This window comes from Sediminibacterium sp. TEGAF015 (genome assembly GCF_025997995.1).
Taxonomy (GTDB): domain Bacteria; phylum Bacteroidota; class Bacteroidia; order Chitinophagales; family Chitinophagaceae; genus Sediminibacterium.
The window spans coordinates 1,337,654-1,351,729 of the sequence record NZ_AP026683.1 but is presented as its reverse complement, the minus strand read 5'-3'; the positions used below and the strand labels follow the sequence as shown (position 1 = coordinate 1,351,729).

The following is a 14,076-nucleotide window of genomic DNA, read 5'->3' as shown; positions in this document are numbered from 1 at the left end:
CTTAGTACTATGTTAACCGCAACCGATTTAACGGGAGAGGAAACGCAAGACAAAAAAAATCCAAGATTCCTCCTGCTCATGCTGGCTTTGTTTATTATGGCCGGTATAGGGTATGCTGCATTTTGGTGGATCCAACAGAAAGAAACAATTGTTCCCATAGTTAAAGAAGAACAAGTAGTAGATGAGTCTGCTCAGGCCTGGTACGAAGAGCAGAAAAAGTTAATGGAGGCGCAGTTGAATATCTCACCAATAACTGATTCAGCCAATCATAATGACTCCGCTTTACATACAGCGACCCCTGTGAATGATTCAGCTGCTATTGCAGAAGCGGCACCAACAGTAACAACAAAGGCTGCGGAAGCTGCGCCCGCTATTGATAAACCTGCAGTTGTAAAACCCACAGAGATTGAGCCCTCTGTTGCAAAACCTACAGTATCTAAACCTGCAGTGGTTGTGTCAGCGGTTGGAAAGCCAGCACTAATTAAACCTGCAGCATCCGCTACCTCAGAGATGAAACCTGCCCGCATCAGAGCGTCTTATCCCTTAGAAAATACGGAAAGAGCAGAAGCCCCGCGTATAAAACCGGAAAAGAGGGTTGATGATAATATCCGTTCCAAATCCACCATACAATATTGGGACGAACAAACAATTCAGCAAACCTATAACGGCAGTATACCGCCTACGAATAACCGCAGACCTGCTAGTCAATACATTTATTCTGAACCCGTAAATAACAATACTGCTCCTCCCAAAAATGATTTTGCGTCGGTGATGATAACAAGAGAGGAACTGGAAGAATTCATGCGTCAGTTTCCTTATAAAAAGACCACCATTCAGTTTGTTACATACAACAGACCAACAGAGGGAACAGAAGCCATTAAAGCCCAAATCATTCAATTTCTAAGACAACAGGGGTATACTGATATTGAAGTGAATTGGAATATCTGGTCAGACTATACTCCTGTTAGGGAGGTACATTATGGCAAATATGGCTTAACCGGAGCTTGTTTCTACATCCCGGTCCTCAAATAGGTAGAATCTGTCAAAATTTTCCTTTTTTAATGGTCTGCTCCAAATTATTTGACATCCTGTCAGCGGTTCTGTAATTGGTACTTTCTTTGCTAACTCATGGAAAAAACATTGATATGCAAAAAGGACAGATACGCGTACAGACAGAAAACATCTTCCCGATCATCAAAAAATTCCTTTACAGTGATCACGAAATCTTCCTAAGAGAGCTGGTAAGTAATGCTACCGATGCAACCCAGAAAATCAAGACGCTTTCTTCAATAGGAGAGGCAAAAGGAGAGTTAGGGGATTTGCGCATTGATGTTATTTTGGATGCAAAAGAAAAAACCATCACCATCGAAGACCGCGGTGTGGGTATGACCAAGGAAGAAGTAGACAAATACTTGAACCAGGTGGCTTTCAGCGGGGCTGAAGAGTTTCTGACCAAATACAAAGATGCCAGTATCATTGGACATTTTGGACTGGGTTTTTATAGTGCCTTTATGGTGGCTTCCAAAGTGGAAGTGATTACGCAAAGTTATCAGGAAGATGCTGCTACTGTTTACTGGAGTTGCGATGGTAGCCCTGAATTTGAATTGTATGAAGTAGAGAAAAAGCAAAGAGGTACCCGAATTATTTTGCACGTAAATGAAGAAAGTGCAGAATTTTTGGATGCATATAAATTAAAAGGTATCCTGGAAAAGTTCTGTAAATTCCTTCCTATTCCTATTTATTTCAAAGATCAAAATGAAGAAGTAAAAAAAGGCGAGGAGAAAACCGAAGAAAAATCTATTAACAATACCAATCCAATCTGGGTTAAGAAGCCAAGTGAATTAACAAAAGAAGATTACGAAAAATTTTATCGCGAATTATATCCTTTTGGTGAAACCCCGCTTTTCTGGATTCACCTCAATGTTGATTACCCGTTCAATTTAACCGGAGTTTTGTATTTCCCTAAAATCAAGCAGAGTTACGAAATCCAAAAAGACAAAATCCAGTTGTATTGCAACCAGGTTTTTGTTACAGATGAAGTAAAAGACATTGTGCCTGAATTTTTAATGCTGTTGCATGGTGTAATTGACAGCCCAGATATTCCGCTGAATGTTAGCAGAAGCTACTTGCAGGGCGACCCGAATGTTAGAAAAATCAACGCACATATCACCAAGAAAGTGGCAGATAAGCTAGAAGAAATTTTCAGAAATGAACGTACCGAATTTGAACAAAAGTGGGAGAGCCTGGGATTGTTTGTGAAATACGGTATGATGACCGATGATAAGTTTCTGGAAAAAGCCAACAAATTCCTGGTAATGGAAAATGTAGACGGCAAATTCTTCACATTGGATGAATACAAAGCTGCTACAGAATCTACACAGAAAAACAAAGAAGGTAAGCATATCGTTCTTTACACTACCAATCCAGTTCAACAGGACGCATATATTCAGGCATGCAAAGCCAGGGGCTATGAAGTGGTTAAAATGGAAACACTGGTAGATGCTGCATTCCTGAACACCATGGAAATGAAATGGGAGAACATTGGTTTCGTTAGAGTTGATGCAGATATTGTAGACAATCTGATTGACAAACAGGAAAGTAATGAATCTGTTTTATCTAAAGAAGAAACAGAAAAACTCAAGAATTTATTTACGCTTCAGATTCCGGAACTACACGTTACAACTGAAGTAAAAGGATTAAGTACAGATACACCTCCGGTGATTGCAACCCGTCCCGAATTTATGCGTCGTATGAAAGATATGGGTGCTGCAGGTGGTGGTATGACTGCTTTCTATGCACAGATGCCCGATGAAGTAACTTTAACAGTGAACGGAAACCATCCTGTTTTCCAGACTATTCTGAAAGAATCCAATGAATCAGTAAAAACCAATCAGGTAAGGAATTTGGCTGATCTGGCATTATTGTCTCAGGGATTACTGAAGGGAGCAGAACTGACGAACTTTATTAATCGCTCTGTAGAGATGATGCAGGGAGGAGGTCAATAACTTTTAGTTGTAAACTGGTATTACCCTGCCATTCATTTTCATCAATGGTAAATACCAGGTCAACAGACTGATTGTTTTGCAGGTATTTAATTTTTTCACCCAGATTGAAACCAATCCCGGATAAAATTTTATCACCTTGTTTCACTACAACACGAAGATGCAGGTCTTTTACCACTTTGGTATAGCCTGCATCTTTTACATTTCTGGCAATGAATACAGGTTTCATATTATCCGGACCAAAGGGCTCCATTTGTTTAATGATATTGTAAAATTTGTCGGTTATATCAGCAAATTGTATTTCTGCATTGATCACTATTTCAGGAATCAATTGTTCAGGAGTAATACTATTGGCAACTACTTCTTCAAAGGCTTTTTTAAAATTGTCAATCTGATCAATTGCAAGCGTCATACCTGCTGCTGCAAAATGGCCACCATAGCCTAATAAATATTGTCTGCAGGCATGAACAGCCTCATATAAATTAAAACCAGCAACACTTCTGGCGCTGCCTGCTGCATAATCACCGCTTCTGGTAAGTATAATGGTTGGACGATAATACGTTTCAATTAAACGACTGGCTACAATTCCTACCACTCCTTTATGCCAGTTCTCATTGTACAATACTGTTGTTTTTTTCTTTTCATTCAATGGGTCTGCCTTAAGCATTTCCATTGCATCTATCGTGATAGAGGCGTCGGCTTCTCTTCTGTCTGAATTATCACTATGTAATAGTTGTGCAAGTGCAATAGCCTGTGTTTTATCTTTCTCTATAAATAATTGTACTGCTTTTTTAGCATCATCCATCCGGCCAGCTGCGTTTACTCTGGGAGCGATTACAAATACCAGATTGGTTAAACTCATGGGCGTTTTGGCATTGGCCAGTTCCATCAGTGCTTTTATGCCTGTTGCAGGATTGCTATTTACTTTTTGTAGACCCAGAAAAGCAAGTGTTCTGTTTTCACCTGTTACCGGAACAATATCTGCGGCAATGGCAATCGAAACCAAATCCAGATACTGTAAATATTGTTCGGATGGCAAATTCAGTTTTTCACTAAGTGCCGTCATCAGTTTAAATCCTACCCCACAGCCGCAGAGCTCTTTGTAAGGATAAGTACAGTCTTTTTGTTTGGGATTTAAAATGGCAACCGCCTTCGGGATAATTTCATCTGGTAAGTGGTGGTCACATACGATAAAATCAATTCCAAGAGATGCTGCATAGGCTATCAGATCGGCAGACTTAATTCCGCAGTCCAATGAAATAATTAAACTGTGTCCCTGTTCTTTTGCATAGTCTATTCCAATTTTTGAAACACCATATCCTTCTTTATACCGGTGGGGTATATAAAATTCAACAGTGTCATGAAGCGATTGTATAAACTGAAACATGGACGCAACCGATGTGGTACCATCAACATCATAATCGCCATATACCATTATTTTTTCATTGGCATTAATGGCTTTAATGATTCTGTCTACTGCTTTATCCATGTCTTTCATCAGCCATGGATTATGTAAATGGGAAAGTTCGGGTCTAAAGAATTCTCTTGCAGATTCAAAATTGGTTATACCACGCTGCACTAAAACAGCGCAGATAGTAGGGTTGATTTTTATAGCAGATTGCAAAGAGCTGATCTGCTCTTTGTCTTGCTTTAATATGTTCCACCTTTTCTGCATTAGTATGCCCTGTCTGTAGTGTAACGAACCAGTTCTTCCAAAGCATCTCTCACTTCTGAAGGTGGAAATTGGTAAAGTATTTCCAATGCTTCATCTCTGTATGCAAACATTTTTTGGGTTGCATAAGCTATACCACCTAATTCTTCAACCTGTTTAATTACAAAAGCAACTTTATCAGTTTGTGTGTTCTGATTTTTGATGATATAAATTATCTTCTTTCTGATATCAGGCGAACAGTTATTTAATACATATATCAGTGGAAGTGTTAGTTTTTTCTCTTTGATATCGTTACCTGTAGGTTTCCCAATATTCTGACTGCTGTAATCGAACAAATCGTCTTTTATTTGAAATGCCATGCCTACCTTTTCTCCAAACAATCTCATTTGTTCAACTAAAACAGGATTGTCAAAAGTTGTAGACGCACCGGCTGAACAGGCAGAAGCCAATAGTGATGCGGTTTTTCCATTAATGATATCATAATAGATGGATTCACTCAGGTTTAAATTCCGAGACTTTTCTATCTGTAATAGTTCTCCTTCACTCATCTGCTTTACCGCCTCGGAGAGTATGCGTAATACCTCATGGTCCTTATTGTTTAATGAAAGCAATAATCCCTTTGATAAAAGATAATCTCCCACTAAAACGGCAATCTTGTTTTTCCAGAGGGCATTAATAGAGAAGAAGCCTCTTCTTTCCATGGATTCATCAACCACATCATCGTGCACCAATGTTGCTGTATGGAGTAATTCTACCAGGGAAGCAGCGCGGTAGGTGCTTTCATTGATTTCGCCCCCCAGGCGGGCACTTAACAATACGAACATTGGGCGGAGTTGCTTACCCTTCCGCTTCACTATATACTGCATGATTCTATCCAACAACGCCACTCTGCTCTTCACGGCCTCTCTAAAATGGACTTCAAATTGAGCCAATTCGGCCGAAATCACCTTTTTTGCTAAGTTCATGTTATAATTATGCTGCAATATACCTAGGAAAATGACAAAATAATATGTAAAATGCAGCGTTTATACTATATTCGCAGTCATAACTATCATCTATTCCCCCCAGATAGTATTAAAAAGTATTTATATTAAATTTTAAGTACTTTTACAGCGATTATAATTAATTTTTAAATCAAATATCGATTATGGCAAGCAAGAAGCTCCTTTTATTAGTTGCATTATTTGTGTCCGCACAATTTGTAGCTAGTGCACAGACAAATTGGGGTTGGGATTGGAAAGACACTTCCAAAATTGCAGTGAAAAACCTGCCTCAGCACAATGAATTTATGAATAACCAGTATCCTTACCCTGCAAAGCCAAGAAGCCAGTGGGAATTGGGTTTTAACTTAGGACCAACTTGGTTAACTGGTGATATTAAAAGCAAAACAGGTATTGGCTATGGTGTTTCTTTGAGAAAATCATTAGGTCATGTCCTTTCATTCAGAGGTTCTTTAACTGGAGCTTCAACTTCAGGTGCACCTAATGCTTACGGTGTAGCTGTTGGTCAAACCGCTTACAAGAATACTATGTACGCTTTAGGTTTCGACTTGATTGCGTCTTTAAACACACCAAGCTACTATAGAGGAAATCCTAAAACAAACTTGTATGTATTAGCTGGTTATAGTTTAATGGGTGCCAAGGCTCAATACCAGGGTGCTCCAGGTAACCAACCAGGTGGATACAATATTTTCTATGGTCAGCGTCCTGGACAATTCTTTACAACTGATGGTTTAATCACTACTATGTTCGGTGCAACTGTTAACAACAGACAAGCTTGGGCATTAATGCATGCATGGAACCTTGGTTTCGGTGCTGCTTTTAAAGTAAGTGACAAAGTAAATATTGGTATTGAACAGAAGTTTATTTTCTCTGTAAAAGGGTATGATTACCTTGATACATGGAAAGATGCTAGAAACGAGAACAATGATTATTTCAGCATGACTACTGCCAGAGTTAATATCAACATTGGCGATAACAGCAAGAAAGTACAACCTCTTTACTGGATCAATCCAAACAACTTTATCTACAGCGAGTTAAACGCTCCTCAGCACATGAAAATGCCTAAAGTGGTATTGCCTGATGCTGACAAGGACGGTGTAACTGATCAGTTCGATATGGAACCTAATACTCCAGCTGGCGCTCCTGTTGATTCTCATGGTGTATCTAAGGATACAGATGGTGATGGAGTTCCTGATTACAGAGATAAGGAATTGTTGACTTCTCAAAAATGTTTCCCTGTAAATAATGACGGTATCGGAACTTGTCCTGAGAACGCTTGTTGCAAGGAAATCAGAGAAATGGTTAGCAATATGCAAACTGCAAAAGCTTCTTGCTCTATCGGTGCTTTACCAAGTGTACAGTTCAAAGGAACTACAACTAAGCTAAGCAAAGACGCTATGGTTGTATTAGGTGCAGCTGCAGCTCAATTGAAAGCTAACCCAACTTGTAACGTAAAAGTTATTGGTTACGGTGCTACCAGCAAAGCTGCTCAGCAACAAAGCTGGGAAAGAGTAAATGCTGTTATTAAGTACCTGGTTGAAAAGCAAGGTATTGCTGAAAGCAGATTACTATTCGTCTATGCTCAGGAAGGTAAAGCCGGTTCTGTAGACCTACAGGGTACTACTGAAGAAGGTCCAAACAGCGTTCCTGCTCCACATCCAAACTTGAAAAGCAAAAACTAATTAACGCTTTACATAAAAAAAGCCCCGGGTTTTACCTGGGGCTTTTTTGTTTCTGGCATAAAAAAGGTTGTACGCAAATTGCTATGTATACAACCAAATCTTTTTGGGGATTAAATTTAAAATCTAACTATTAAAAAGTCGGTCAAAGTGCAACTCGCCAAAATTCTGAAGAGAAGAAAGCTTTAAATCTGCCGCCCCCCACTTCTCATCTTTTGTTTGAGAATGGTGAGGAATGACAACGCATTTCATTCTCGCAGATTTGGCAGCAATCATACCGTTGAAAGAATCTTCAAAGCAAATGCATTCAGTTGGCTTGCTGTTCATAGATTCTGCACAATTCAGGTAAACCTGTGGGTGAGGTTTGCCATAAGGAAGAAATTCAGCTGATGCTGTTGCACTTAAAAAAGGTCCTATCCCTGTCATCTTTACTACCAAATCAATTAATTCTGGTGGGGAAGAAGTTGCCAGTCCTATTTTAAATTGTTTGCTGGAAAAGAAATCAAAAATATGCGGAACGCCAGGCATAATACTGGCTTTTTCTTCAATTTTTCTCAACACAGTTTTTACTATTTCTCTTTCTGCATTGGCTGCATGCTGCATATCTATTTTAAAATAATGGAACCACCAGTCTACAAACTCTTTTGTTCTGAGCCCGGTAGTAGTTGCATACATGGCATTGGTTAATTGAACTCCATACGATTTGAATGTATCTGTTGCTGCTTCATGCCAAAGTGGCTCACTGTCAATTAATAAGCCGTCGATGTCAAAAATTACTGTTGTTAATGCCATCTGTTATTTTTTCTCGTGCAAATGTATAATCTATTCCTTATTTTGCACTGCTGGCCAATTATTATCGACATGAATTTAGTGGAAAGACTAAAAAATATTCGTTTAGTAAGATCTTTTGTCTATGGTTTTGTAGGCATGGCAACCTATCCGGGTCTTACTTTAATTAATAGTATAAAAATTGAGGGTACTGAGCATCTGAAAAAATTGCCTAGGAATAATGTACTCTTTGTAAGCAATCATCAGACCTATTTTGCGGATGTTATCACATTCATACATATTTTCTGTGCAGTAAAATGGCGTAAAGAAAATAAACTGGGATTACCTTATTACCTCTTGAATCCTTTCACCAATGTCTATTTTGTTGCAGCTGAAGAAACAATGAATGGAAGTTTGATTAGTCGCTTGTTTAAACTAGCCGGAGCTTTAACAGTTAAAAGAACCTGGAGGGCAGAGGGTAAAGATGTAAGCAGAACAAGAGATGAGTCTGATACACAGAAAATTGATCAGGCCTTAAACAAGAGTTGGGTAATTACTTTTCCTCAAGGTACAACCAAACCTTTTGCTCCCGGCAGAAAGGGGACTGCGCATATCATAAAAAATAATCAGCCTGTGGTTGTACCTGTGGTAATTAATGGCTTCTGGAGAGCATTCACTAAAAAAGGGCTGTCATTTAAAAAGAAAGGTTCCCTATTATCAGTTAGATTTAAGGAACCCATGATTATTGATTATACCCAGTCTGTAGATGAAATTTTAGATCAGGTAATGGATGCCATTGAGCAAAGCAAAAATTACATGCTCAAAGGTAAACACCATTTGATGAGTAAGCTGGATAAATAGACGCTTTATTTTACAAAAAGTGCTTTTAATTCGCTCGCATCGTCTGGTTTCATTTTGCCAGCTAAAATCAATCTGAGCTGCCTTCTTCTTAAAGCACCATCATAAAGCTTTTGTTCGTCTTCTGTTTCTGGTATTAATTGAGGAACAGGTCTTGGTTTTCCGTTGGGATCCAGTGCTACGAATGTGAAGAATGCCTCATTACTTTCATATTTATATTGATGTAACAGATCTTCTCCCCAAACTTTCAGGTGAACTTCCATTGATGTATTGAATGCGCGACAAACTTTTGCTTCAATGTGCACCACATTGCCCAGTTTGATAGGATTTTTAAAACTTAAGTTATCAACGGACGCTGTCATACCAGGCGTATTGGAGTGCTTTCCTGCAGCAATGCCTGCAGCAATGTCCATCCAGTACATCAATCGACCTCCCATTAAATTTCCGAAAGTATTGGTGTCGTTGGGTAAAACCAACTCATTCATTATTGTAAAACTTTCACTTGATTTTTTCGACTCCATAACAGTTATTTCAAATGCAAATATAGGTTAGCTTAACCAGCTATTGTTAAATGGTAATACTTTCAAGGCTGGACAAGAACGAAGGATCTACATCTGCGCCAATACCCGGCTCATCGGATAGTATCAATTCCATTCCTTTATATGCCACACCTTTAATAACAGGATCTACTTTGTGACCAAGCAGACAAGTATCTAAATCGTAGAAAACGATATTCTTTTTTGACATAGCAAAATGAACTTTTGCGGTTAAAGCCATCCTGCTTTCTAGCATTCCGCCCATCATACATGTTATATTGTTTTTTTCTGCTACATCGTTAATTCTGGTAGCTTCTGCTATACCACCGCTTTTTGCAAACTTAATATTGATGAAGTGGCAGGCCTTATTTCTGATGATTCTTTCAGCATCGTGATGGGTGTAAACAGATTCATCTGCCATAACAGGGATAGGAGATAACTTGCAAAGTGCTGGTAGTAACTCATCATTATAAGTGCGCATCGGTTGTTCGCAGAACTCTACCTGATAAGGTCCCAGTGCTGTTAATGCTTTTACTGCATCATCATATGTCCATCCCTGGTTGGCGTCAATTCTGATGGCTGTATGGTATCCGATAGCTTCACGAATGGCTTTGATTCTCTCTATGTCTTCCAATGCATTTTTCCCTAACTTAACTTTGATGGTTGTTACGCCATTTTCTACAAATGAAATTGCCTGATTAGCCATAGCTTGAGGCGTATCTATTCCAATGGTCAAATCACTGATGACTGGCTTTCGGGTTCCGCCAAGAAAAGCATACAAGGGTTGCCCTGCATGTTGAGCAGCTATATCGTATAGTGCCAGATCAAAAGCACTTTTGGCGGTATAATTTCTCGCAGTGAACAAATCAAGTTCCATTAATCGCGCATCAATATCCAGCGGATCTTTTTGTTTCCAAATGGCTGCAAATTCTTTAGCCATTTCGTAACAGGTGGCCTGTGTTTCACCAACAATCATGGGGAAAGCAGAACATTCTCCTTTTCCGGTAATGCCTTCATTCGTATGTACACGAATGAATAGGTTTTGTGCATAATGCATAGTGCCTGTTGCAATGGTGAAAGGCACCATGGGGATTGAATATTTGTAAATGTCTATAGAAGTGATTTGCATAAGCAAATGTCTATTTTTCCCGGTAATAGCGTTCACATTTTTTCCAGTACGAAAAGAAGCTACCGAAGTATTGATTTACAGAAGGGAATAGCCATGTTCTTTCTTCCTGTATTCCTCTGTAGTGAGCAGCAATTGGATGCTCTTTATAAATCAGTTCATTTTTACCTGCGATTGATTGCAGTTCCCCGAATGAACCTGTGAATACCTGAATATCGGGTATGTTTTCCTTAGCTAAACTCATTACGAATTTGATGACTTTTTCGCTTACGGGGTACTTGGCAAAATGGTCGGGCTCCAATAGCAAAATTCTGTTGGCTTTTAGTTCCTGATGCCAGTTAGGATCAATATTATAAGAGTTGTAAATAAGTGTTGGTAATGAGGAATCAATAGTCGGCGATTTTTTTTCTGGTAATCGAGTTGTTAAAACAGGTGTTTCTGTCAAAAGAAGTACTGTTGGTATTTGAGCAGGAGGGAACGCTTCATAAGGACAATCTAGATAACTCCCTTGCTGAAAGGTACCTGCATACTTATTGATGTTTTCTTGATTGGCGAAATATTTTTTGCTGCTAAATGATCCTGCAACCCACTGCCAGCTAAGCATATTACTAGCCAGATCTCCATCCAATAAATGGTAGTACATCCATTTTGAAGGCATAAGCCAATGAGCCTTTCCAATATTGCAGGTAAGCATGGCGGTGTACATTCTTGCATGATTGTGCATATAGCCTGTTTGATACATGTTTTCTATGGCTTTGTCAATTGCCTGAATGCCAGTATTGGCAGAAACAATGCAGGAAGGAATTTGCTTATGCGCTATATCTTCCTGTTCTTGTTTCAGGTCTTCAAAGATGGCTGATTGTTTATGCTGCCAGACTCTCTGGAAAAACTCTCTCCAGGCCAGTTCCTGAATAAGCTTTTCGGCAACATACCTACCAAATTTTGGAACAACTATTTCTTTTATTTGTGGTAGCTGAATTACACCTCTGGCAATGTATGGAGAAAGGTAGGTTACAGCACCATTAATGAAATTGCGGGTCTTCTCATATTTCCTAGCATCAGCCTGTTCAATGCGTACTATAATTTCTTTGTATTGAGTAGGGAATTGAATCATTGTGAAATCTTTTTTAAATAGTCTTCTGCAATTTGTAAATGAGACTGCCTTTTTTGATCCGGCATTTTATCGAATGTTTTGATAAGCATACCTAGTCTCGGATTCTTTAAGAAAAATGATCTGTGTACATGCATAAATCGCCAGAACAGCGCATCCCATATTTCCTGCCATTTACCTTTAGGGTAATTACTCATTTTCAGAATATAATTACTGCCGCTGATATATGGTTTTGTAGTCATCATCCCGCCGTCTGCAAATTGCGTCATACCATACACATTTGGCACCATCACCCAATCATATGCATCCACATACATTTCCATAAACCATCTGTAAACTTCATCCGGATCAAATTCACATAACAGCATGAAATTGCCTAAAATCATCAGCCTTTCAATATGATGGTTATAGCCGGTTTTTTTTAGTTTTTGTATTGCTTCATCTACTGGTACAATGCCAGTTTCTCCTGTATAAAATGAGTCAGGAATTTTTCTACTGAATCCCCAGTAATTCTTAGTCCTTTGTTTGGAACCGATTCTGCCATATACTTGGTATATAAATTCTCTCCATCCAATAATCTGACGAAGGAAACCTTCCAACGAATTCATTGGAATATCCTGTTCACTGCTATATTCAAGCGTTCTTCTGATAATCCATTCTGGGGTGAGTAAGCCAATATTCATCAGGGGACTTAAAAGGCTATGGTGTAATACGGACTCACCTGATACCATTGCATCTTCATATTTTCCAAAATCATGGAAGCGTTTTTGAAGAAACTGTTCAAACCATGCTTCTGCAGAATGAAAGTCTATTGGATAGTATTGTTGGCTAGATGAATTTCCGAACGGCGCTTCCTTAACCCCAGGGTTTGTAGAGAAGTATGTTTTTATGTATTCTTTTGCCTCTGAAATAAAGGCATTTTCCTTTGCCATATTAAAAGATGGTGGGACTGCATTTTTGGGATATTTTTCTCTGTTATCAGCATCAAAAGTCCATTTACCTCCCAAGGGTTGTCCCTTGTCATTTACCAGAATATTTCTTTGTTTTCTTTGCCATGTATAAAAATCCGTTTGAAAAAATGTTTTCTTTTTGTCAAAAAAAGCTGAACAGTTTTCCAGTGAGTTTAAAAAACCAGGGTTATCAAAAATTTGAAGTTCAATTTGATGGGCTGAACAAGCTTTTGTGATTCTTCTCGATAACCAATTGTCTGCAGGATCTGCTAGTTGAATTTGTCTTATGCCTTTTTGTTTCAGATAGGGAATTAGCTCAAGAATATTGGAAAGTGGGTTCTGCGAATCTATATATTGAACAGAATGGCCCGCTGCCTTCAAATAAGATTCATAGGCTTTCATGCTGGCGCGGTGCAATAAAAGTTTCTGGTAATGAAATGAATATTGCCTAAAAAACAACCATTCTTCAATGAGGTAGACAGGTTTTTTTTCAAATAATGCTTCGCTCTCCTTAAAAAGCTGGTGCGGGAAGACCAGGGTAACTGTTTTCATAATTAGCTTTTACAACAAATTCATTTTCGCTTTGTTGTATAAAAAACAGTAAAATGGAATCATTGAAAGGAAGAGTAGTTTTATTGGCAGGTGCTTCAGGCGGTGTTGGGTCGCAGGTTGCTAAACAATTAAGTGCCAGTGGCGCTATCGTATACATAACGGGTAGAAATATGCAGAAACTGGAAGAAGTAGCAATGCAGGCAGGAATCCCGGCTAGCAGGGCTTTTCAGATGGATATTTCTGATGAATCTTCAGTAAACCATGCGGTTTCAGCTGTGTTGGCTCAAACCCCCTATATTCATACATTAATCAATGCCACTGGTATTGGAATCATCAAAACCATGGACACCATGGATTCAGCTTCTTTTGAAAAAGTTGTACAGGTGAATCTAATTGGTGCGTTTTATTTGGTAAAAGCCGTTTTGCCGAATATGAAAGAACAAAAAAAAGGCCTGATAATTAATATCCCTGGCGTTTTGGGTAAGGTACCTATGGCAGGAGCTGCTGCTTATAGTTCTAGTAAATACGGGTTGGTAGGGATGATGCAAAGTATAAGGGAAGAACTCAAAAGAACAGAAATACGCATCACCAATATTTTCCTGGGCGGGATAGACTCTGCTTTTTGGGATAATATAGACCTCCGCGTACAACGGGATAAAATGATTATTGCGGAGGAAGCTGCGAAAGCAATCTGGTTTCTCTGCCAGCAACCTTCTAGTGGGGTTGTTAGTGAGATGGTTTTACAACCATTTAACCACCAGGCAATCTGATGATTTTTACCGGTTTTTTGCATAAATAAATCATTCATAAAGATCTTGTAC

The 14,076-nt window shown here is 38.9% G+C and carries 12 protein-coding genes; 5 read left to right on the top strand and 7 right to left on the bottom strand.

Features of this window, described 5'->3' with window-relative positions:
* The first annotated feature begins 9 nt into the window (after nucleotides 1-9).
* A complete protein-coding gene (locus TEGAF0_RS06125; protein ID WP_264900931.1) occupies nucleotides 10-1,032 on the top strand; it encodes a hypothetical protein in 1,023 nt (340 codons plus the stop codon).
* Nucleotides 1,033-1,145: 113 nt separating this feature from the next.
* A complete protein-coding gene (gene htpG, locus TEGAF0_RS06120) occupies nucleotides 1,146-3,005 on the top strand; it encodes a molecular chaperone HtpG (RefSeq protein ID WP_264900930.1) in 1,860 nt (619 codons plus the stop codon).
* Here the strand turns inward: htpG and recJ are convergent.
* A complete protein-coding gene (gene recJ / locus TEGAF0_RS06115) occupies nucleotides 2,965-4,677 on the bottom strand; it encodes a single-stranded-DNA-specific exonuclease RecJ (RefSeq protein WP_264900928.1) in 1,713 nt (570 codons plus the stop codon). The genes htpG and recJ overlap by 41 nt on opposite strands.
* Nucleotides 4,677-5,639 (bottom strand): polyprenyl synthetase family protein, encoded by a 963-nt coding sequence (locus TEGAF0_RS06110; protein ID WP_264900926.1) that lies wholly within the window; start codon nucleotides 5,637-5,639, stop codon nucleotides 4,677-4,679. Before TEGAF0_RS06110 ends, recJ begins: the two co-directional genes overlap by 1 nt.
* A 182-nt stretch (nucleotides 5,640-5,821) precedes the next feature.
* Between TEGAF0_RS06110 and TEGAF0_RS06105 the strand changes: the two genes are divergently transcribed.
* Nucleotides 5,822-7,357, top strand: a complete 1,536-nt coding sequence (locus tag TEGAF0_RS06105; RefSeq protein ID WP_264900925.1) for an OmpA family protein — start codon at nucleotides 5,822-5,824, stop codon at nucleotides 7,355-7,357.
* Nucleotides 7,358-7,480: 123 nt separating this feature from the next.
* Here TEGAF0_RS06105 and hxpB read toward each other — a convergent pair whose 3' ends face one another.
* On the bottom strand, nucleotides 7,481-8,146 hold the full coding sequence (hxpB, locus tag TEGAF0_RS06100; RefSeq protein WP_264900923.1) for a hexitol phosphatase HxpB: 666 nt from the start codon (nucleotides 8,144-8,146) through the stop codon (nucleotides 7,481-7,483).
* Nucleotides 8,147-8,215: 69 nt separating this feature from the next.
* Between hxpB and TEGAF0_RS06095 the strand changes: the two genes are divergently transcribed.
* Nucleotides 8,216-8,983, top strand: a complete 768-nt coding sequence (locus TEGAF0_RS06095; protein WP_264900921.1) for a lysophospholipid acyltransferase family protein — start codon at nucleotides 8,216-8,218, stop codon at nucleotides 8,981-8,983.
* 5 nt (nucleotides 8,984-8,988) lie between these two features.
* Here TEGAF0_RS06095 and TEGAF0_RS06090 read toward each other — a convergent pair whose 3' ends face one another.
* From TEGAF0_RS06090 to TEGAF0_RS06075, 4 genes are read right to left on the bottom strand one after another with little or no spacing between them, the layout of a single operon-like run.
* On the bottom strand, nucleotides 8,989-9,501 hold the full coding sequence (locus tag TEGAF0_RS06090; RefSeq protein WP_264900919.1) for an acyl-CoA thioesterase: 513 nt from the start codon (nucleotides 9,499-9,501) through the stop codon (nucleotides 8,989-8,991).
* A 46-nt stretch (nucleotides 9,502-9,547) separates the two neighbouring features.
* Nucleotides 9,548-10,645 (bottom strand): mandelate racemase/muconate lactonizing enzyme family protein, encoded by a 1,098-nt coding sequence (locus TEGAF0_RS06085; RefSeq protein WP_264900918.1) that lies wholly within the window; start codon nucleotides 10,643-10,645, stop codon nucleotides 9,548-9,550.
* A gap of 10 nt (nucleotides 10,646-10,655) precedes the next feature.
* A complete protein-coding gene (locus TEGAF0_RS06080; protein ID WP_264900916.1) occupies nucleotides 10,656-11,756 on the bottom strand; it encodes an FAD-binding domain-containing protein in 1,101 nt (366 codons plus the stop codon).
* A complete protein-coding gene (locus TEGAF0_RS06075) occupies nucleotides 11,753-13,255 on the bottom strand; it encodes a cryptochrome/photolyase family protein (RefSeq protein ID WP_264900914.1) in 1,503 nt (500 codons plus the stop codon). Before TEGAF0_RS06075 ends, TEGAF0_RS06080 begins: the two co-directional genes overlap by 4 nt.
* Before the next feature lie 53 nt (nucleotides 13,256-13,308).
* Between TEGAF0_RS06075 and TEGAF0_RS06070 the strand changes: the two genes are divergently transcribed.
* Nucleotides 13,309-14,025, top strand: a complete 717-nt coding sequence (locus TEGAF0_RS06070; RefSeq protein ID WP_264900913.1) for an SDR family oxidoreductase — start codon at nucleotides 13,309-13,311, stop codon at nucleotides 14,023-14,025.
* The last annotated feature ends 51 nt before the right edge of the window (nucleotides 14,026-14,076 follow it).